Source organism: Paenibacillus harenae, from assembly GCF_030812415.1.
GTDB lineage: Bacteria > Bacillota > Bacilli > Paenibacillales > Paenibacillaceae > Pristimantibacillus > Pristimantibacillus harenae_A.
The window spans coordinates 196,102-217,130 of record NZ_JAUSST010000005.1 but is presented as its reverse complement, the minus strand read 5'-3'; the positions used below and the strand labels follow the sequence as shown (position 1 = coordinate 217,130).

Annotated in this window: 18 protein-coding genes; 9 read left to right on the top strand and 9 right to left on the bottom strand. The window is 52.6% G+C overall.

Annotation, left to right across the window (positions count from 1 at the left end; all coding sequences use genetic code 11):
* Position 1: 1 nt before the first annotated feature.
* Together J2T14_RS19130 and J2T14_RS19125 are read left to right on the top strand one after the other, a co-directional pair.
* Positions 2 to 307 carry a phasin family protein gene (locus tag J2T14_RS19130; RefSeq protein WP_307473299.1) on the top strand — a complete coding sequence of 102 codons (306 nt, stop codon included), beginning with the start codon at positions 2 to 4 and terminating at the stop codon, positions 305 to 307.
* Positions 300 to 1,994: an ABC1 kinase family protein gene (locus J2T14_RS19125; protein WP_307473296.1), complete on the top strand. Its 1,695-nt coding sequence runs from the start codon at positions 300 to 302 to the stop codon at positions 1,992 to 1,994. Before J2T14_RS19130 ends, J2T14_RS19125 begins: the two co-directional genes overlap by 8 nt.
* A 64-nt stretch (positions 1,995 to 2,058) precedes the next feature.
* Here the strand turns inward: J2T14_RS19125 and J2T14_RS19120 are convergent, their stop codons facing one another.
* The 3 genes from J2T14_RS19120 to J2T14_RS19110 all read right to left on the bottom strand — a co-directional run bounded on the left by J2T14_RS19120 (position 2,059) and on the right by J2T14_RS19110 (position 5,056).
* Positions 2,059 to 3,534 carry a protein adenylyltransferase SelO gene (locus tag J2T14_RS19120; protein ID WP_307473294.1) on the bottom strand — a complete coding sequence of 492 codons (1,476 nt, stop codon included), beginning with the start codon at positions 3,532 to 3,534 and terminating at the stop codon, positions 2,059 to 2,061.
* Between the two features lie 20 nt (positions 3,535 to 3,554).
* On the bottom strand, positions 3,555 to 4,016 hold the full coding sequence (locus J2T14_RS19115; protein WP_307473291.1) for an SRPBCC family protein: 462 nt from the start codon (positions 4,014 to 4,016) through the stop codon (positions 3,555 to 3,557).
* 116 nt (positions 4,017 to 4,132) lie between these two features.
* On the bottom strand, positions 4,133 to 5,056 hold the full coding sequence (locus J2T14_RS19110) for a helix-turn-helix transcriptional regulator (RefSeq protein WP_307473290.1): 924 nt from the start codon (positions 5,054 to 5,056) through the stop codon (positions 4,133 to 4,135).
* Between the two features lie 145 nt (positions 5,057 to 5,201).
* On the opposite strand from J2T14_RS19110, the gene J2T14_RS19105 reads away from it, so the two are divergent.
* Together J2T14_RS19105 and J2T14_RS19100 are read left to right on the top strand one after the other, a co-directional pair.
* Entirely contained in the window at positions 5,202 to 5,930 is a 729-nt protein-coding gene (locus tag J2T14_RS19105) for an alpha/beta fold hydrolase (protein ID WP_307473288.1), read from the top strand.
* Between the two features lie 105 nt (positions 5,931 to 6,035).
* On the top strand, positions 6,036 to 7,481 hold the full coding sequence (locus J2T14_RS19100) for a DEAD/DEAH box helicase (RefSeq protein WP_307473286.1): 1,446 nt from the start codon (positions 6,036 to 6,038) through the stop codon (positions 7,479 to 7,481).
* A 13-nt stretch (positions 7,482 to 7,494) separates the two neighbouring features.
* On the opposite strand, the gene J2T14_RS19095 is transcribed toward J2T14_RS19100, so the two are convergent.
* From J2T14_RS19095 to J2T14_RS19080, 4 genes are all read right to left on the bottom strand, one after another.
* On the bottom strand, positions 7,495 to 8,394 hold the full coding sequence (locus J2T14_RS19095; RefSeq protein ID WP_307473284.1) for an SDR family oxidoreductase: 900 nt from the start codon (positions 8,392 to 8,394) through the stop codon (positions 7,495 to 7,497).
* A gap of 165 nt (positions 8,395 to 8,559) precedes the next feature.
* The gene (locus J2T14_RS19090; RefSeq protein ID WP_307473282.1) at positions 8,560 to 10,251 is read right to left on the bottom strand and encodes a carbohydrate-binding domain-containing protein; all 1,692 of its coding nucleotides are present in this window, start codon (positions 10,249 to 10,251) and stop codon (positions 8,560 to 8,562) included.
* 20 nt (positions 10,252 to 10,271) lie between these two features.
* The gene (locus tag J2T14_RS19085) at positions 10,272 to 10,949 is read right to left on the bottom strand and encodes a DUF4956 domain-containing protein (protein WP_307473281.1); all 678 of its coding nucleotides are present in this window, start codon (positions 10,947 to 10,949) and stop codon (positions 10,272 to 10,274) included.
* Positions 10,946 to 11,686, bottom strand: coding sequence for a polyphosphate polymerase domain-containing protein (locus J2T14_RS19080; protein ID WP_307473279.1), 741 nt, complete (start codon positions 11,684 to 11,686; stop codon positions 10,946 to 10,948). The genes J2T14_RS19085 and J2T14_RS19080 overlap by 4 nt, the downstream gene beginning before the upstream one ends.
* 193 nt (positions 11,687 to 11,879) lie before the next feature.
* Between J2T14_RS19080 and J2T14_RS19075 the strand changes: the two genes are divergently transcribed.
* Both J2T14_RS19075 and J2T14_RS19070 read left to right on the top strand, forming a co-directional pair.
* Positions 11,880 to 12,557, top strand: coding sequence for a response regulator transcription factor (locus tag J2T14_RS19075; RefSeq protein ID WP_307473277.1), 678 nt, complete (start codon positions 11,880 to 11,882; stop codon positions 12,555 to 12,557).
* On the top strand, positions 12,557 to 13,822 hold the full coding sequence (locus tag J2T14_RS19070) for a sensor histidine kinase (RefSeq protein ID WP_307473274.1): 1,266 nt from the start codon (positions 12,557 to 12,559) through the stop codon (positions 13,820 to 13,822). Before J2T14_RS19075 ends, J2T14_RS19070 begins: the two co-directional genes overlap by 1 nt.
* A 102-nt stretch (positions 13,823 to 13,924) precedes the next feature.
* Here J2T14_RS19070 and J2T14_RS19065 read toward each other — a convergent pair whose 3' ends face one another.
* Positions 13,925 to 14,776 carry an AraC family transcriptional regulator gene (locus J2T14_RS19065; RefSeq protein ID WP_307473272.1) on the bottom strand — a complete coding sequence of 284 codons (852 nt, stop codon included), beginning with the start codon at positions 14,774 to 14,776 and terminating at the stop codon, positions 13,925 to 13,927.
* A 179-nt stretch (positions 14,777 to 14,955) separates the two neighbouring features.
* On the opposite strand from J2T14_RS19065, the gene J2T14_RS19060 reads away from it, so the two are divergent.
* Positions 14,956 to 17,343, top strand: coding sequence for a glycoside hydrolase family 2 TIM barrel-domain containing protein (locus J2T14_RS19060; RefSeq protein WP_307473270.1), 2,388 nt, complete (start codon positions 14,956 to 14,958; stop codon positions 17,341 to 17,343).
* 48 nt (positions 17,344 to 17,391) lie between these two features.
* On the opposite strand, the gene J2T14_RS19055 is transcribed toward J2T14_RS19060, so the two are convergent.
* Positions 17,392 to 19,005 (bottom strand): S-layer homology domain-containing protein, encoded by a 1,614-nt coding sequence (locus J2T14_RS19055; RefSeq protein ID WP_307473267.1) that lies wholly within the window; start codon positions 19,003 to 19,005, stop codon positions 17,392 to 17,394.
* Between the two features lie 145 nt (positions 19,006 to 19,150).
* Between J2T14_RS19055 and J2T14_RS19050 the strand changes: the two genes are divergently transcribed.
* Positions 19,151 to 19,966: a helix-turn-helix transcriptional regulator gene (locus tag J2T14_RS19050; RefSeq protein WP_307473265.1), complete on the top strand. Its 816-nt coding sequence runs from the start codon at positions 19,151 to 19,153 to the stop codon at positions 19,964 to 19,966.
* A 105-nt stretch (positions 19,967 to 20,071) separates the two neighbouring features.
* Entirely contained in the window at positions 20,072 to 21,022 is a 951-nt protein-coding gene (locus tag J2T14_RS19045; protein WP_307473834.1) for an aldo/keto reductase, read from the top strand.
* Positions 21,023 to 21,029 lie beyond the last annotated feature (7 nt).

Below are 21,029 nucleotides of genomic sequence, written 5' to 3'. Positions count from 1 at the left end.
GATGAAAGATACGATTGAAAAAATGTTTTCGCTAGGACTGGGAGTCGTCGTGGCCGGCAAGGAGCAAATTGAAAAAACGGTCGAGGAGCTGGTTAAGAAAGGCGAGGTCAATCGGGCAGAGTCCGGAGAGTTGATTGATCGGCTCGTAAAGAAAGGTGAGGAGGCGCTCCGGCAGATCGAGACGATGGCAACGGATCGGCAATCTGCTTCCCGGGATGACGACACGCAATGGGCAACGCGAGAGGATATCGATCGGATCCACGAAAGATTGGATGCCCTGGAGCGCAGGGATCGGAAGGATGAGTAACGGCAGGCCCCGTACCGGCATAAGCAAACGAATCCGGCAGCTGAAGCGCTACCGGACAATTGCATCCGCTTTTGCCCGAAACGGACTCGGTTATATTTTTCATGATATGGGGCTTCACGATAAGTTCACGTTGTTCAGACACGACGAGCAGAAGAGAATCGAGGCCAAAAGCATCGGCGAGCGCATTCGGCTCATCTTGGAGGAGCTGGGCCCGACGTTCGTGAAGCTGGGGCAAATCGCCAGCACTCGTCCCGACTTGATTCCTCCCGGCATCCTTACCGAGCTAGAGCGGCTTCAGGATCACGTTCCCCCATTCTCCTATCGCGAAGCCTGCCTCATCATTGAGGAAGAACTTAGGGGAGCGATCGGCAGTCTGTTTCTCGCGTTCGAGGAACAACCAATGGCTGCCGCTTCCATCGGGCAGGTGCATCGGGCCGTGTTGAAAGACGGAACGGTCGTCGCCGTCAAAGTGCAGCGTCCCGGCATCCAAGCGCAGATTGAAACCGATCTGGATATTCTTACCGATGTGGCACGCGTGGCTGAGTCTCGTCTGGAATGGGCCGCGGCGTATCGTCTCGGCAGTATGGTCGAGGAGCTGGCCAAGGCGCTTCGAACCGAATTGGATTATACCGTGGAAGCGCGGAACGCCGAGCGGTTCAGCAGCCTGAGCAAAACGATGGCAGTTGTGCGGATTCCAGCTGTATGGCGGGATTACAGTTCGAGAAGAGTGCTGACGACGACGTATATAGAGGGAATCAAGCTATCCGACAAAGAGCAACTGCTGCAGGCCAGCATTGACCTGCACTTGCTTGCGGAACGATTCGCCACCATTATTTTTCACCAAGTGCTGATCGATGGATTCTTCCATGGCGACCCTCATCCCGGCAACGTGCTGGCGCAAAGGGACGGCTCTCTGGTCATGCTGGACTTTGGCATGGTCGGGCGGCTGACCCCGGGTGCCAAAAATCATTTTGCCGCTTTCGTCATTGCGCTACGGAATCAAAGCACGAAAGGCGTAATACGTGCCATTAGCAATATGGGAGTCGTACCGGATGACGTGAACAGGGATGAGCTCTATGTCGACGTCGACGCTTTAAGGGATAAATATTACGACGTTCCCTTTAACCAAATTCATATGGGTGAGGCGATACAGGATTTATTCGCCGTCGCGCTCAGGCACCGGATCCGGATTCCTGCGGAACTGACGCTGCTAGGCAAGACGTTGCTCACGATGGAGGGCGTCGTGTTGTCTCTGGATCCCTCGTTCAGCGTATTCAACGTGGCCGAGCCGTTCGGCAGAAAGCTGTTTCTCGAGCAGGTCAATCCTGCCCAGAAATTGAAGAACTGGATGGAAGATATGCCTGATTATGTCGATCTCCTGCAGGAAATTCCGGTAGCGGCGAAGGAGCTCGTATCATCGATGCGGCATGGAAGGTTAAAGCTCGAGGTTGCGGTTCCTGAGATCGATAGCTTGATGAGGCGAATGGACCGGATCAGCAACCGTTTATCGTTCAGCATTGTATTGCTCGCTCTTAGCATCGTGATGGTAGGTCTAATCATCAGCGCCGCCTTGAACCACTCGCAAACATTGTTCTGGGGTATCCCCATCATCGAGATCGGCTTCGTCATCGCGCTTCTCATGTTCTTGTGGCTGATCTACGCCATTCTACGTTCCGGTCGATTCTAGCCTGTAACGATGCGGAGGAGATAACAAGAAAGGCCCCCTAAGGAAGGAGGCCTTCATGTATCTATTATGTGCCGCAGAACGTTTGGTAACCAGCTGACGGTTGATCGGTCAGCGCGCAATAATCTTCTTGTTCAGGCAAGTATCCAAAGGGAGTCGAAAGCACTTGCAGAAGCCGCTCCATTACGCTGTAGTCACCCTGCACTGCGGCGCCGAGCGCCTCCTCGACCCGGTGGTTGCGGGGAATGACCGCAGGGTTGCTGCTACGCATCAATTCATAGCTCTCTTCTTCCGTCTGCGGCTGCCTGCCTAGTCGCGCCTGCCATCTCTCCTGCCACTCGTCGAATGCTGCTATACCTGCCAAAACCGTGTCCTCCGGCTTAGCCAAAGTGAACGCACGGAACGTATTCGTGTAGTCCGCACGATGCTCCTGCATCAAGGCGAGGAGATCCACAATGAGCGATTCGTCCTCTTGCTCCTCGTTATATATGCCCAGCTTCGCACGCATTCCTGCAAGCCAGTACTGTTCATATTGCGGAGGAAACTGCTCTAACGCCTCTTGAGCAAGCGCTACCGCCTGCTCTTGATCATCGTGGAGAAGCGGCACGAGCGCCTCGGCAAATCTAGCCAAGTTCCATACGCCGATATTAGGCTGATTGCCGTACGCATACCGCCCTTGCGTGTCAATTGAACTGAATACGGTGGCCGGATCATAAACGTCCATGAAAGCACAGGGCCCGTAATCGATGGTCTCGCCGCTTATTGCCATATTGTCCGTATTCATAACCCCATGAATGAAGCCGACGAGCTGCCATTTCGCAATGAGTTCCGCTTGGCGCTTAATGGCTTCCTGCAGCAGACGAAGATAACGATCTTCAGCATGGACGTCTATATCCTGATAATGCCGTTGCAGCGTGTAATCCGCGAGAGCCTTGAGATCTTCGGCCGTCCCCCGATAGGCGGCATATTGGAACGTACCGACGCGCAGATGGCTCGCTGCCACACGGGTCAGCACCGCGCCGGGAAGCATTCTTTCGCGGATGATCGATTCGCCGGTAGTAACAACCGCAAGGCTGCGCGTCGTCGGGATGCCAAGCGCATGCATCGCTTCGCTGATGATATATTCGCGCAGCATCGGACCAAGAGCCGCACGGCCGTCGCCGCGGCGGGAATACGGCGTTGGACCCGAGCCTTTTAGTTGAATATCGTAACGTTCGCCCGCGGGTGTAATTTGTTCGCTGAGCAATAACGCGCGACCATCGCCGAGCATGTTGAAATGCCCGAACTGATGCCCTGCATAAGCTTGCGCAAGCGGCAATGCGCCTTCGGGAACGCCGTTTCCGGCAAATACGGCGATGCCCTCTTCGCTTCGAAGCGCCTCTACATTCAATCCCAATGCTGCCGCCAGCGGCTCATTGAGGATGCTGATCTCCGGATCGCTTACCTCGGCTGCGTTAAGGCGGGTATAAAATATTTCCGGCAGCCGGGCATAGCTGTTGTCGAAGTTCCAGCCTGCATCACGGGATGGTTTATCTGTCGTCATGGGTGTCTCCTTTGCGCGCATTAGCGCTCAATGTGGGCGTAAGGGGCTTTGTCCAATACAAGATTCAATCGTATATTGTGCTCAAGCCACGCTTTTAATCCACATAATACAATCGTAAATCCTTCCGTGGAATCGATGGCCATCTTTACGACCTCGTCCGCTTCCCCTTGGAATCCGCTGTCCGTGATCGTAACGAACGTCTCTGTCTCGGATTGCGGAGCGAAGTTGAATTCAACAAAAGTGCCGAAGTCAATTACAATCCGCTTATTAGGCTCAAGCTCGATCACTTCCACACTGGCCGAAGCGCCGTACATTTCCCAATCCCACTGGACGCGCTTGCCTGCTTCCAAACTACCGCTGCCCTTGGTGAACCAAAATTTCGACGTAATCGCCGGATCAATGAATGCCTCATACACTTCTGACACGGGTCTTCTAATAAGCATTTCCGCTTTACCTACCGGGGCATGCCGCAGCGTTGCCATCGTCATCTCTCCTCCGCCAAAAAAATGTATATTACGGGCGCATTGTTCACCCTTTGGAATTACGTATATTTGGTTTGTAGTATAAACGAAACAGGTAGAGATTACAAAAACGTCAATCAGAGATACAAGCGGCTTAGGGATTCGATTTTGCTCCTCATCCACTGAATCGCTTCCTCCGGTCCGAGCACGGTAACATCCTCCCCTAGCTTCCAGAGCAAATCCATATGAAAGAGAAAGTCTTTATGGGCAATCGGGACGTCTGCCGCTCCGCTTCCATCGTCCATTCGCTCCAAGAATGGAGCAAACCTCGCATTCGATTCGACCTGCCATACGCCTTGGCTTGTAAATGCCAGCCGAAGCACGATCTGCTCTAGCTGATCGGTTACGGGCTTATCCAGCAAGCTGAGCTGGTCGACGTCTTCCCGGCAGCTTATCGATTCGTTAAGCGTTGCCGATCCGATTCGGTCTACGCGAAATTGCCTGATCTCCTCGCGCAAGAAGCAGAATGCAGGGCAATACCAATAACCGGAGCTGGCGTACAGACCGATAGGCTGAATGTCGCGCTTAGTCGCGCCCCCGCGGGAACTGTATTCGACGGTTACAACGCTTTTCATCATAATGGCCTGCATAAGCGTGTTCAACACTTCCGTGGACATCGGACGGTACGGACTCCAAATCATGACTTTATTCTTGAGTCGATCGATACGGTCTTTCACATCGGTCGGCAGATAATAATAGAACTTGTTCAAAGCGGTCTCGGCTCCTTCACCGAAAGGCACGGAGCTGAAGTAATCGAGCGACTGGCAGGCGAAAAAAAGAGCAACGGCCTCGCTCTCGGTGAAGCTGATCGGAGGCAGCAGCCTCTCCTGCAGCAGCCTATAGCCGCCTCCTCTTCCCTGAACCGAATACACGGGAACGCCAAGACTGCTTAACTCGTCCAAATCGCGCGCAATCGTCCGCTTCGATAAGCCGAACTCGTCAGCCAGCTCCTGTACGGTGAACGACTTTCTCGCGTTAATCATCATGATCAGCTGGATCAATCGCTGTGACTTCTGCAGAGTAAAGACTCCTTTCATTCGATATTTATTTTTTATGATATCTCTATAATAAGACATTATTTGTCTTGTTTATAGATTAAGGTTAATTTAGATTCCAATTGGAACGATAAGAGGAGGAGAACAATCGATGCAAGATCATAAAGCTAAGCAAGAGAAGGCAGCTTTCGTTTTTATACATGGGGCGGGACTGGATAGCCGCATCTGGCAAGAAGTAACGAATGGAATGGACCATCCTTGCCTCATGGTTGATTATCCGCATCGCGGGGACACTGGCGAAGCGTTGAAAGGTCTGCGGTTTACAGATTACGTCGCTCATCTGCGGAACCAAGTCGATGAACAGAGTTACGATAGGATCGTAATCGTCGCCCATTCCTTGGGCGGCTCGCTAGGTCTTCGGCTTGCCGCCGAGCTTTCAGGGAAAGTAGCAGGCTTCGTTGCAATCGGGGCATGCATACCGAAGAACGGCTCGTCGTTCGTTTCGGCATTGCCTTTTCCCAAGAGGCTATTGCTGTCGGCAATCATGCGGATTCTAGGGACCAAGCCCCCCGAATCCGCTCTTCGTTCCGGCCTATGCAACGACCTTTCGCCAGAGGTTGCGGATGAGATCGTGCGGACATTTACCCCAGAGTCGGTTCGCGTATTCACGGACCGCACCGGGGCGCCGATCCCTAGCGTGCCGAAGCTTTTCATCAAGCTTACGAAGGATAAGGAGATTGATCCTGCCCTGCAGCAGCAAATGATCGCCAATCTGTCTCCGCATAAGGTAAGAAGCCTTGAGACCGGCCATTTGCCCATGCTTAGCGATCCGGAAGGATTAAGACAAGTTTTGTTAGACTTTTTGCAGGATGTGAAATAAAACTTCTCCAGATGAATTCGGAGTATAATAGAACCGTATGCGGTAAATGCACGGTGGTAAGCCTGTAGGTATGGGCATTCAAATATGTCGTAGAAGAGGTAAGCAATGAACGAGAAGAATTTTACGGACTATCCATTAAGTGAAGAAATCATGAGGGCGCTGAGCGGCCTCGGTTATGAAACGCCAACGGAAGTACAAACAGAGGTTATTCCCGTTGCGCTGGGGAAGAAGGATCTTGTAGTCAAATCGCAGACGGGCAGCGGCAAAACGGCGGCATACGGCATCCCGCTCTGCGAGCTCGTCGATTGGAACGAGAACAAGCCGCAGGCGTTAATTCTTACGCCGACCCGCGAACTCGCCGTACAGGTCAACGAAGATCTGACCAATATCGGACGTTTTAAGCGGATCAAGTCAACGCCTCTGTTCGGGAAACATCCTTTCCATATGCAGAAGGCCGAGTTAAAGCAAAGAACGCATATGGTAGTCGGTACGCCGGGACGCGTACTGGACCATATCGAACGCGGCACGCTTTCGCTGGACCGCATCGCCTATCTGGTGATCGACGAGGCCGACGAGATGCTGAATATGGGCTTTATCGAGCAGGTACAATCGATTATCGGGGCATTGCCTAAAGATAGAGTGACCATGCTGTTCTCCGCGACTTTCCCTGAGGACGTAGCCAAGCTGTCGCGCAAGTATATGAACCAGCCTGCACAGATCGAGATCAAAGCAAGCGGCATTACGACAGCGACGATCGAGCATGAGCTTATTCAGGTTATGGAGGCGGACAAGCTGGCTCTGCTTCGGAATCTGCTCATCGTCGAAAACCCCGATAGCTGCATCGTCTTCTGCCGGACGCAGGAAAACGTGGACCGGTTATTCCGCGAAATGGCGGAGCTCGATTATCCATGCGATCGCATTCATGGAGGGATGGAACAGGAAGAGCGATTCGAGGTCATGAACGCGTTCAGAAGGGGACAGTTCCGTTACTTGATCGCGACGGACGTAGCTGCCAGAGGTATCGACATCACGAATATCACTCATGTCATTAACTATGATATTCCGCTGGAGAAGGAAAGTTATGTCCACCGCACGGGTCGTACCGGGCGTGCTGGCAAGACGGGCAAAGCGATTACTTTCGTAACGCCTAAGGATTACAGTCGATTATCGGACATCGAGGCGTATATCGGCTTTGAGATTCCGAAGGTGAAAGCTCCTTCCGAAGAAGCCGTGGAGCGTCGCAGAGAAGAGTTCGAGCAAAAAATCAATATCGGTCCCGAACTGAAGAAGGATAAGCGCGAGCAGTTAAGCAACCAGATTATGAAGCTTAACTTCGGCGGCGGCAAGAAAAAAAAGCTTCGCGCCGTCGACTTTGTCGGGACGATCGCCAAGCTTGATGGTGTATCAGCCGATGATATAGGGATCATTACGATTCTCGATCACGTATCGGACGTCGAGATTCTGAATGGCAAAGGGCCTCTCGTGCTTGAATTGATGAAGGACACGACGATCAAAGGCAAACTCCTCAAGGTACGCAGAGGGAAGAAATAAAAATGGTTTTCGATTAGGTTGCGGTCGTCATGCCGCCATTGACGTGCAGCACTTGCCCCGTTACGTAGGATGAATCGTCCGACGCCAAGTAAATGTATGTCGGCGCAAGCTCGAACGGCTGTCCGGCGCGCTTCATGGGCGTTTGCAGACCGAACGTCTTCACGTATTCGACCGGATACGTGGACACGATGAGCGGGGTCCATATCGGTCCCGGCGCGACGGCATTGACCCGGATGCCTCTGCAAACCAATTGAAGCGACAAGGACCTTGTGAACGATACGATTGCTCCTTTGGTGGAGGCATAGTCGACAAGCTGCGGGACCCCCTCGTATGCGGTTACGGATGCGGTTGAAATGATCGAGCTTCCGGGCTTCAAATACGGGAGCGCCGCTTTCGTCATATAGAAAAGAGGAAAAATATTCGTCCGGTAAGTATTCTCCAGCTGTTCATCGGTAATGTCCAAAATACATTCTTGCGGATACTGCACGGCTTGATTCAACACAACGATATCCAGACATCCGTAACACGCCAACGTTCTTAGCACGGCTTCCGTCGAAAAGGCCGGATTGCGCAAATCGCCTTCGATGAGCAGGCAGCGCCGCCCATAATGCTCCACCATCCGTTTCGTCGCTTCGGCATCCTCGCGTTCATACAAATAGACGATCGCGACGTCCGCGCCTTCCTTGGCGAAGCCGATCGCAACGGCGCGGCCGATGCCGCTATCCCCCCCGGTAATGATGGCGACTTTCCCTGCCAGCTTCCCGCTCCCCTTATAACCGGGATTGTCGGAGATCGGAATCGGATTCATCAAGTATTCTAGGCCGGGCTGCACATCCTGATGCTGCGGCGGGAACGTAATCGGCTGTTGTTTGCACTGCTGTTCCATACCGAAGTACGGGTATACGGGAATCATCGTTTATCCTCCTCTGCTGTGATAGCATAAGCAGGATATTCGGCATGCGCCCAGTTGGTGATAACTGTTGCAATGCTTCCCTCATCAATCCAATTCCGTGCGTGAAAATCAACCGCCCTTTTACCCGGCCGCGAGAGCCGGGTAAAGGGGCGATTTGTTACGATCTTATTGAGCCGGAGCGTCCTGCGGGACCTCGCCGTCCGGCGGCATCCGATCTCCGCCTCTGCCTCCGCCGCCGCCAAAGCCTCTGCCTCCAGGGCCTCCCATCCCGCTCTGGGCCTCGGTAACGCCCGATTCGTTCACCCATGTGACAATGGTAGCGTTCTCGAAGGTGATAACCTTCGTTCCACCCTCATAGCTGCCGCCTTCATAGAGACCGTTCGCAGCCGTACCGGTTGACTTACCGCCCGAATAAAGCGTGTACGAACCGTTTTGCTTCAAATCAGGGGAACTGACGAATACCGCTTGATATGATTTGGTCGGCTCGAAAGTCATAATCGCATTGCCGTCGCTGTCTTCCAAATGGACAAGTGTACCCGTTTGCTGCGCCTGCGTGAAAGTCATCAGTATGCCTGGCTGCGTCGACGTGTCGGCCGTAGCCTGCACCATGCCGGAGCTGCCGGCGGAGACGATGAAGCCGCCCGTCATCACGAAGGTGCCGTCGTAATCCAACGAACCGTTACCGCTATTGGTCGGTCCATTGACGATAACCGTACCCCCGCTCATCTCGATCGAGCCGTTCGCATCCAAGCCGTCGCCCTGGGAATCAACGTTCAGCGTACCGCCGCTTATGACAAGCTTGTTGCTCGATGCTGCGCCCGAGCCTGGAGGAGCTTCGGCAGCCGTCTCGGAGTCGCCCCCCGCCACGTTAATGCCGTCATCGGTCGAGACGACGCTTGCATCGCCTCCCGAGATCGCGATCGTCGGTGCTTCAATGCCTTCATTGCTTTGTGTGATGTCGACCTTGCCGCCTGCAATGGCGATAGCAGATTCGGAGTGGATGCCATCGTCTCCGGCTTCGATGTTGATCGCGCCGCCTTCAATAATGACGTACCCTTTGGTATTATCCGTATCGTACGTCGTCTTAACGGCGTCGCCCTCGGATTTAATCGTGACCGAGCCATCTTGTACGGCGACGAGATCACGACCCATAAGACCGTCATCCGCAGCCTCGATGCTGATCGTGCCGCCCGTCACTTTCAGCTTGTCTTTGCTTGTAATCCCATTATTGAAGTTGCCTTGCACGGTGAGCTTCCCCGTGCCGTTGAGCGTCAAATCGTCATGGCTGAAGATCGCAGCGTTCGGTTCATCCGTCGCAGCGTCCGGGAACACGTACGTCTCGCCATCCGATACGTTGTTCTCCGAACCCTCCTGAAGCGAAATAATCGTCTTGCCGGCCTCCTGGACATAGATGGCGGAGCTGTCGCTATTGTGAATGTCCGCCCCGTTCAGGACTAGACGAACGACGCCGTCATCCTTCACGTTAACGACAATCTGGCCTTCTTCGAGCTTGCCGCTTATAACATAAGTACCCGCAGCCGTAATTGTAATCGTATCGCCATCGGCCGTTGCTCCGTCGCCGTCGATGCTTGCGCCAGTCCCGGACAGCGCAATGCTCGCGTAAGACGCTGCCGACCAATCGGTGTAAGCATCATCCGCCTCGTATTCAACCTCCTGGGTCAGATCGGCTCCGGCCAGTTCGACAGTCGTGCTGCCTCCTGCCTCTGCCGTATCGGTCGTTGCAGGGGTACCACTGGCAACGCTGCCTGTATTCGCGGCGCTATTGCTGCTGCATGCGGTCATCATAGCCGCGCATAATAGGATTGCGCCTAATTTCATTTTCCATGGTTGTTTCATTGTACATCTTCCTCTCTTCTCTAATATTCCGACACGGTCGGATTCATGGTTAACGTAACGTCCAAGTTGCCGTTCCTGCTTCTGACGGCATCGAGGAATTCCTTCTGATTCATCAAGTGATCGATTGTGACCGCGTATACGAGCTCATACAGACTGCCTAGCTCCGTTGTTCTCACTTTGCGCAGCTCATAAGGGATTTCATACATATGGAAGAGCTCCTCGAACGCTTCCTCGTAGCCCAGATTTTCCGGGATCGTCACTTTAAGCAGCTTTTGCGTAGCCTTTTTGGAACCGAATTTGATCGCTTTGAGGACAAACATCAGCACGCACAGAATGACGGTGAACAATACGGCGTAAGCGTAAGATCCGACGCCGCAAGCGAGTCCCGCAGCCATCGTAAACAGGACGAACGCGATGTCCTTCGGATCTCCCGGCGCGCTCCGGAACCGAATAATGGAGAACGCTCCGGCCAAACTGAAGGCACGAGCGATGTTGCTGCCGATCAGAAGAATGATGATAGCGACGATAATAGGCAGTACGATGAGCGTTAAAGCAAAGTTTTGCGTATAGGCTGCTTGCGTTTTCATATACGTAACGCTGATAAGCGCGCCTAAAGCGATGGAAATGAATATCGTGAGCAAAGCGTCAGTCAAAGTTAGTTCTGTTGCCGTCGTGGCGGTGAGTAGGGATTCGATCATAGTAAAATACTCTCCTTCGTTCTTGATCCGTATCTAATCGTTTTTTTGAATTCATTGCCGTACTTGGAGAAGCTTGTACGGTACATGCCAAGCTCGGACAGCAATTGGGATAGCCATAGCGGAATCGTCTTCTCCGCCTTCACTTCCATCAGCCATTGCCCCTGGTCCATAAGCTGCTCGCCATACTCTCCGGCTTCGAGCCTCAGATCGTACCGCCTCGACCGGATATTCGTATCGAAGGTGATGCGAAGATCGCGGTTATCTTTGCAAAACAGCGCAAGCCGCTCGTAAGCCAGATACACCTTCGGCTGCAGCTCGTATCGCCGCAAGAAATATTCAATTTCCTGAACGACCTGCTTATTCATGTAAGGCTGCAGCTCAGGCACCGTTCCCGAACCTGCGAACGCATACGCCTCGTCCAGCTTCAGCGCCGTCCTTCTCTTATTCACCAAGCCGGACACCTTTTTCTTAAGCTCCAGATACACCTTCGCGTTATTTTCGGGTACGCCGTATGCCCTGATCCTAAGCTTCTCCTTGTACTTCGGCTTCGACAAACTGTTGCGAATCAGCGTATCATGCTTGGTATCATAGTAGATATTGCTGATTGCGTAAAACCTGTCGTTTTTGTTGTACGTATCCGGTTCCATATATTCGAGCAATCGGCTATAGATCGTATAGAAAGCTTTGCTATCCATCAGGTACTTGCTCTCGTATCGGTTGAACACCTCGATCGCCATCGGTTGCACGCTCCTCTCTCTTGTGGCGAATGCATCGCCGTTCCATGACTGTATCTTAGAAAACGAACCTTTAATGAATCTTAAACATTTGTAAATATTCGAACTGTGTTACGATTAAGGTTAATTAAAGGTTCGCTTCTTATAATAGGCATCAGGCGCTGCTAGCCTTGAAGTCGTGAAAGGGGAAACAACCATGCGTATATTGATCGTAGAAGACGAGCTCCATCTTGCGGAGGCGCTGTCTCAAATTTTGAAGAAAAACAATTATTCCGTCGATGTCGTTCACGATGGCGAATCGGGACTCGATAACGCGATAAGCGGGATCTATGATCTGTTGCTGCTTGACATTATGCTTCCGGGATTGGACGGGATTACTTTATTGAAAACGATTCGCGAGAAAGGGATGGCGACGCCCGTTATTCTTCTGACCGCCAAGGGGGAAACCTCCGATAAAATCGCCGGTCTCGATTACGGGGCAGACGACTACGTGGCCAAGCCGTTCTCTACGGAGGAGCTTCTGGCGAGAATCAGAGCGGCCTTAAGAAGGAAGGGCGAGGTTGTGCCCGATGATGGGCTAAAGTACGGCGATATCGAGCTGAACACGGCGACCTTGAAGGTGACTTGCAAAAGCAAGGAGCTTAAGCTGATTCTTAAAGAGAGCGAGCTGCTGGAATTGTTGATTGCGAGGAAAAGCGCGATTACCTCCAAGGAGCAAATTATCGAGAAGCTGTGGGGCTTCGACTCCGAGGTTGAACATAATAACGTGGAGGTCTATGTCTCGTTTCTTAGAAAGAAGCTTACCTTCCTTCAATCATCCGTCAAGATCAATACGATCCGGGGCGTAGGCTATGTGCTCGAGGTGACCGCTTAATGTTCAATAAACTTCGCAATCGGTTTTTGGTCGTGAATATGGTCATCATTACCGTGATCATGCTCATCGCGTTTGCTTTGATTTATACGATTACTTATCAGAACGTGCGCAATGATATTATGATGGATCTGGGTCGGGCATCCGATTTCTACAAGCCGTCGGACGGCATGGCCGGCGAACCGCACCAAGGCGGCGACGGGGGGCCGCCCCATGGAGGCAAAGACAAGGACATGATGTGGCAGCCCGAGCGTACCGTTTCCTTCTGTATTCAGACAGACTATGAGTGGAACATGACGGCTACCGATTCCCGCTTCGACATGGATGACGATTTCTATGCGAATGCGGTCAAGAAAGTCGCAGCTCAAGGCTCTGGTTACGGCCAATTCAGTTTGGATGGAAACGAATGGGCCTTCAAGGTGCTGGATACGATGACCGGTAATACGATCGTCTTTCTGGACGTTACGGCTCAACAGACGATCTTAACCAATCTGGTGTATACGTTTCTTGCCGTCGCGCTGGCGATGCTTATCGTCATCTACTTTACGAGCCGGTATTTCGCGAACCGTTCCATCGCTCCGGTCAAGGAAGCGTTCGACAAGCAAAAGCGGTTTATCGCCGATGCTTCCCATGAATTGAAGACGCCGCTGGCCGTCATCAATACCAATGCGGATGTGCTGCTGGCCAATCGTGACGATGTGATTCGCGATCAAGCGAAATGGCTGCACCATATTAAGTCGGAAACTGAAAGGATGAAGACGTTGACAAACGATCTTCTTTACCTGACGGAGATAGACGATACCCGCGAGAAAATGTTTTACGCGCCATTCAACTTAAGTGAAGCCGTCGAGAGCGTCATCCTGACGATGGAGGCCGTTATTTTCGAGAAAAACATTTCGCTCGACTACGAGATTGAGCCGGATCTCGTCATCAACGGCAACGGCGAGCAAATTAAGCAGGTCGTCATGATCCTGCTCGATAATGCGATCAAGTATGCCAACGACCAAGGCTCGATCACGCTCGCGCTCAAGAAACGCGCGGCCGATATTCAGCTCAAGGTGACTAATACCGGCGAAGGAATTGCGCCCGAGCATCTCGACCGCATCTTCGACCGTTTCTACCGCGCGGATCGTTCGAGATCCCGAAAGCACGGCGGTTATGGCCTTGGGCTCGCCATCGCCAAATCGATCGTAGAGCAGCATAAAGGAAAAATTTATGCGAAGAGCGTGCAGGGCCAGTCGACTTCGTTCTATGTACTTCTTGCTTAGTCGTTATAAAACAAGGGGCTGTCCCAAGCCAACGGCTTGGGGACAGCCCCTTGTGCATATGCAGCTAACCTTTGACTGCTACGTTGGATTTTTGCAGAAACTTTATAGGAACTGTTTCTTAAATTCGCTAGGCGGCATACCTACCGTGCTTCGGAACACCCTGCTGAAGTAGAGCGGATTGTCGTACCCGACAATGGATGCCACTTCCCTTACGTGAAGAGAGGATTCGGATAGCAGCTTCTTCGCTTCATTCATGCGGATATCGGTCACATATTTGAGCGGCGTCGTCCCCGTTACATCCTTGAACTTATGGATGAACCGGAAGGGACTAAGGCTGCACTGCCTTGCAAGATCGGCAATGACGAGTTGCTCGCTGTATCTCTCGTGCATAACGCCAATAATCATCGTAATATCGGCATGCTGTCTCGCCTTGTGATGCTCTTCTCCGTGCTGGAGCTTTCTGCCGAGCAAGGCGAGCATCTCCAGAAGATATGCCGTAGTTACATGCCCGCTAAACGGCTTATTCATATTCAGCTCAAATATGATTTTGTTATACAAAGCGACGGTCTCATCCATCGAGCCTATTTCGTAAATGGACCCGCCGACAAGCCCGAACTGCTCCAAATAATCGTGAACGGCATGCCCGGTAAAATGAATCCAATATACCTCCGTCGTATTTTCGGCATAATAACAATAATTTTGCGGTTGGCCCGGCGCATAGAAGACCATATGTCCGCCGCCCGCCACTATCTCCTCATTGCCGAAGCGAAAAACGGCCTTTCCCCGGACGATGTAGATGAGCTGATAATCCGCTCTGCCTTGCTCGCGATTGCGCTCCAAATTTCTCGTCATCAGCTTCTGATAGCCGCAGCAGTTAACGGTCAGAAAACAATCCGTATTCGCCACTCCGAACTCATGCCACTCCTTCATCGCATTACCGGATATACTGATCATGCTTCGCCCTCCGCCGACAATTTTGTCTATGTTAATAGCAATATGCGATATTCTCCAGTCCTCATTATAACCTTATAATGAAAGCGCGGCCATCTAGACAACCGGTTAGCGGTGAGCAATTTTGTGAATATGCGAATACAGGATGCCCCTACGGCTTAGGGAGCGGAAGGAGACTTACGATGAGCAAGGGAAGACGCATTGAACGGATGAATCTGGATTGGACGTTCCACAGAGGCGACGAGCTTGGCGCATGGTACAAAGGCTTCGACGACGCTAGCTGGAGGAAGGTAACGCTGCCTCATGACTGGTCCGTCGAAGAACCGTTTTCCGAGGAGCATTCCAGCGGAACCGGCTACCTGCCAGGCGGCATTGGTTGGTATAGAAAGAGGTTCGACTTGCCGCAAGATTTGCGGGGTAAGCGCGTATATATCACCTTCGAGGGTATCTATAACAACGCCCAGGTATGGTGCAACAGCTACTATTTGGGGAAAAGGCCTTACGGGTACAGCACGTTTACGCATGACATTACGGACTGCGTGTCCTTTGGAGACAGCGACAATCTTATATCGGTCAAGGTGGATCACAAGGATATCGCGGATTCCAGATGGTTCACCGGCTCGGGCATCTACAGGGACGTCTATCTAACCGTTACGGATCCCATTCACATCGATCAATACGGCGTATTCGTAACGACGCCGGACGTTTCCTTGGAGCAAGCGACGGTAGCCGTTCAGGTCCTCCTGTCTAATGAGACCCTCCAAGACGAGACGATTCAAGTGACCAATGTGCTATTGGACGGAAACGGAAAAATTATCGGGCAAGCAACAGACGCATTGACCGCCCTCGCCGAATCGGCAGTTGAAGGTAATGGGACTATCGTTGTCGCTAATCCGAAGTTATGGTCGCCGGATAGCCCATCCCTGTATACGATGCGTACAGAGCTCAGCAAAGACGGCGTGGTGCTTGACCGCGTACAAACCGTTGTCGGCATCCGCTCGTTCCGATTCGATGCCAACAAAGGCTTCTTCCTGAATGGCGTCAATATGAAAATGAAAGGCGTATGCGTGCATCATGACGCAGGCGGCCTTGGTGCAGCGGTGCCCGCGAAAGTATGGGAACGCAGGCTTACGGCCTTGAAGGAAATGGGCTGCAACGCGATTCGAATGAGCCATAATCCGCCCGCGCCGAATTTGCTGGACTTATGCGACGTCATGGGTTTTCTCGTCATCGATGAAGCGTTCGACGAATGGGAAGGCGTGAAGAACAAGTGGTCGACCGGCCACAACGTGTACCCGCCCAAGCATTTTGGCTATTACGAGGACTTTCCGCAGTGGGGCGAAGCGGACTTGAAGGAGATGGTGCTTAGAGACCGCAACCATCCTTCCATCATCATGTGGAGCATCGGCAATGAAGTCGACTATCCGAATGATCCGTATTGCCACCCGTACTTCGAGACGATGACCGGCAATAACGATGCCAACAAACCGGCAGCCGAAAGAAAATACGATCCGAACAAACCGAACGCCGAGAGGCTGGCAACGATCGCGAGACGCCTCGCGAGGTACGTCAAGGAATGCGATACGACAAGGCCCGTGACGGCAGCGCTTGCTTTTCCCGAGTTGTCCAATCTGACCGGATACGCGGATGCTCTTGATGTGGTAGGCTACAATTACAAAGAACAGTTCTACGACGAGGATCATCGGAAATACCCGGACAGAGTCACCTACGGCAGCGAAAACAGCCCCAGTCTGGAAGCGTGGCTCGCCGTCAGGGACAATTACTATATGAGTGCCCAATTCATTTGGACCGGCATCGATTATTTGGGAGAAGCGAAGGGCTGGCCCGTAAGGGTCGCAGCAGCCGGATTTCTGGATCTTGCCGGGTTTAAGAAATCGAGCTATTACTACCGTCAAAGTCTATGGAGCGAGGAACCGATGGTGTACCTTACTTCCATGAAAATGGTTAAATCCGATCATGGAGCCCGCGGAAGGTGGACGGGCGGCGTTCCCCATTGGAACTGGACAGATGGAGAGGAACTCAAGATCACCTGCCATACAAACTGCGAAGAAGCCGAGCTCTTCATCAATGGCCGCTCTTTGGGCACGAAGCGTCTTAGGGATGCTCCCCAGCTCTACTTGACTTGGGAGGTCGCCTTTGAAGAGGGGATCCTAGAAGCTGTAGCCAAAGGCTCTGACGGGAAACGATATACGTGCATGCTTCGTACCGTCTCCAAGCCGGAGCAGATCGCTATGCGTTTGGATTATTCGGAGCTGAAGGCAGACGGTGAAGATATTGCTCACGTCGAGATTCAGTTGACTGACAGCGACGGGCATTTTGTATATGTATCCGACCATTCAATTGAGCTGTCTATCGAGGGACCGGGAGAGATCATCGGCATGGAGAACGGAGATATCAAGGACCTCACGCCCTATAGCTCCAGAGCGAGGAAATTGCATAACGGCAAGCTTCTTGCCTACATTAGAACGACGCAGTTGCCGGGACGAATCGTCGTGAAAGCCGCGTCCCACGGGCTGCAGCCTGCACAGGCGGAAATTACGACCGTATAAAATCGATAAAGCACGTTCGATGCTTAGAGGCAACGAACGTGCTTTTTGTTATCGAAACGAATAGTCGTAATATTTCTCTGCGTTTCTGAGGCTGGCCCATAGATCCGGGCTCTCTCCGCCAATGTACCAATAGGCAACGCCTGCCAGCTTGCTCTTCACCGCCAGCTGATACTTCGCAATAACGGAACGGCCATCCTCGATCCATATCGTATGTTTGATGGCTTGCTTCGAATAGCTGGCCACATACTGTCCTAAATCCGGACTCCATACCGGCTTAAGCCCGTAACTCGCAATCGTTTGGTTCTGTTCGGTTAGCGAGACGAAGGCCGAAGACAATACCGTACCGTTGGGATTCAGCGACCAGTCGCGATTATAGAAGGGTAATGCCAGTATGATCTTGTTGCTGGCAACGACTTTCAGAATCGTATTGACGGCCTGTTCATCATAAGGAAGCGAAGCATTCGGTCCCGGATATAAGCTCCCGCCATAATGCTCATCGTAGCCCATCAATACCATGTAATCGGCTTGCTTTCCGAGCGCCGCATAATCAAACGCCTCCGTCCAGTCGGTGCCGAGATCGGGAGAGACATCGACCGACAGCATCTTGCCCAGCGCATGAAGCTTAACCGCCAATTGAGACACAAAGGCTGTGAAGTTCGCGCGATCAGCCGGCGCTACGTTTTCAAAATCGATATTCAGTCCATCCAGTCCATACTGGCTTACGCGTGCCGCGAGCCCATTAACCGCGGCCGTTCTTGCAGAGGTGCTGGACAATAGCTGGTGGGTAGCTTCCTGGTCGGAACGGTTGCCTACCATCGCCCATATTTTCTTGCCGTTGCTCTTAGCCCATGCTGCCAGCTTCGTATCCGTGGTATCACCCACGGCCCCCGTGCTGCCGACAAAGTACCAACGCGGAGACAAGGTATTCACATTCGACCGTAAAATATGGCTCTGGTACTGCGTCGTCGTCTGCCCATACTGCCAACCCAGGACAATACGTTCGTCCGGCTTAGCCGCAAGCTCCGCCGCCCAGCCGTCCCGCTCCAGCACATGAGCTAGAAGGACGGCCGTTTCCTGCCTGGTTATCGGGCTCAATGGCCGGAAGCTGCCGGAAGTATCGCCTTTCATTAGGCCAAGCTCATTGACGATAGCGACGGCGTCGATTGCCCACCCGGCAATTTTCCCTTTATCCTCGTATGTTAGATGGCTGTCCGCCCTACTTCCCGTCTGATTGAACGCATTCGCGATCATGACGGCGGCCTCTTGCCGCGTAACCGCCTTAGCCGGGGCGAAGGTCGTTGCCGATGTGCCGCTTACCAGTTCCAGCTGAACCGCCGCTTGAATCGAGCCGTAATACCAAGCGCTCTTCGCGACGTCGGTATAGGGAGTTATCGGGCTTGCCACGGGCTCAAGCTTCAGCAGACGGCCCAGAACCGTGATGAACTCAGCTCTCGTAATCGACTTCGCAGGCGAGAAGGTTGTAGCCGATGTACCGGCAAGGATTTTCTTATTATATAAATCTATGATTTCATTTCGGGCATAGCTCTTACTAATATCATCAAACGGCTGTCCCTTATCGGCAGACGCAGCCTGCGGCAATAGGCTCGCTGCCAAGATGCCGGCGATTGTCGCTGTTACGATTTTACCTAGAAAACGATTCACGAAATTTGTTTTGCCTCCTCGGGTTTATCCAATTTCGGAATTATATCAAGGATGCTAGTCATTATCACCGCCAAAATACTGGTAGAATGGAGTTACTATTCCATGGAGTGCTATAATTTCTTTAGGAAAGGCAGGTGACCTACCTATGAGCGTTGACAACAGCAAAGCTAAAACGATGGGAGCGTTTCTCAAATCGCGCAGGGAACGTCTGTCGCCGGAGGACGCGGGTTTAAGCTACATTAGCGGACAGCGGAAGACGCCTGGACTGCGTCGCGAGGAAGTCGCCATACTGGCGGGCGTGAGCGTCACTTACTATACGTGGCTGGAACAAGGCAGAGAATTAACCGCGTCGAGGGAAGTGATCGAAAACATTGCCAAGGCGCTCCGATTGTCACCGGACGAGCGTTTGCATTTATTTCAGCTATGGAATCCGCACGCGCCTAATACGCCCCCCTCGGCTCCAACCGTGGTTTATCCGCAGCTGCAGAACATTATCGATCAGCTCGCTTACCCTTCTTATATCACCAATGAGAGAACCGAAATTCTCGCTTGGAATGAGGCAGCCAGCAGGATGTTAGCCGACTTTGCTTCCATTCCTGCGAAGGACCGTTATTTCATTCGGTTGTTTTTCGAGGACGCGGACGTCCGTCGACGCATCGTGAACCTCGAACCGTTCGCGTCCTATTCCGTTGCCGTGTTCAGAACTTATTATGATAAACATCAGGATGATCCTTGGTTTGAGCAGACGGTGGAGCAGCTTATGAGGAACAGCGCGGAGTTCGAGCGGATGTGGAACCGTTACGATATCCAGCTCAAAAAAGTAAGCCGGGTTGTTTTACAGATCCCTGATAGCGATAAGCCTATTGCTTTCGATATTAATTCGTTGTCGAATCTGTCCGACAGCCCGGATATTCACATATGCATCTACACGCCGGTTACGGATGAGGATGCTGACGGGTAATTTTTTTACTAGCAAAAGCGTTGTGTGGTTGCCCCTGGAAGGATCGATTAGAATGAGCCCATGTTCCATCGATTCTTATACGATAGAAGTGAGGGAATCCATATGCTGCAAAGAAGAAAACTAGGCAACGAGGGGCTTGAGGTGTCCGCACTCGGCCTTGGAACGATGATGATGCCCGATAACGATGATTCCGTGCGCACGATTCAAGGAGCGCTGGATCTGGGCGTGACCCTGTTCGATACGGCCGATCTATACGGGGAGTTCATGCTGGGACGGTTCGGGGGTAATGAGAAACTGCTTGGCCGTGCTCTTAAGAGCCGCCGGGAGGTAGCTATTATTGCGACTAAATTCGGCGTTACGCACGGTCAAGGCCCGAAGGGCGATCCGGCTTATATCAAGAAATCGGTCGACGCCAGCCTCTACAGTTTAGGCATCGATTACATCGATCTGTATTACCAGCATCGGGTTGATCCCAATACGCCCATCGAAGAGACGGTAGGCACGCTGGCCGATCTCGTTCAACAAGGCAAAATCCGTTACATCGGCTTGTCGGAAGCACCTGCCGACATCGTTCGCCGGGCACACTCCGTACATCCGATTACGGCGGTTCAAACCGAATATTCGCTTTGGAGCAGGGAAGTCGAGGACGAGGTTCTGCCGGTTCTGAAGGAGTTAGGCATCGGCTTGGTGCCTTATAGCCCCCTGGGGCGAGGTTTCCTGACCGGTCAGATCAAGAAGTTCGAGGATTTGCCCGAAGACGATTATCGGCGCCTGTTCCCCAGGTTCCAAGGCGACAACTTCCTCAAGAACGTGGAGGTCGTCTCCTTGATCGAGAAGCTGGCTGCGCAGAAAGGCTGCACGCCCGCCCAGCTGGGACTGGCATGGCTGCTGTCGCAAGGCGAGCAGATCGTCCCGATTCCGGGAACGAAGCAGCTGGATCGCGTGCAAGAGAATCTCGGCGCGCTGCGAGTCGCGCTGACGACTGATGATCTGGCAGAGATCGAACGCATATCGCCCAAGGGCGTAGCCGCAGGCAACCGCTTCGGCGATATCTAATTGACGG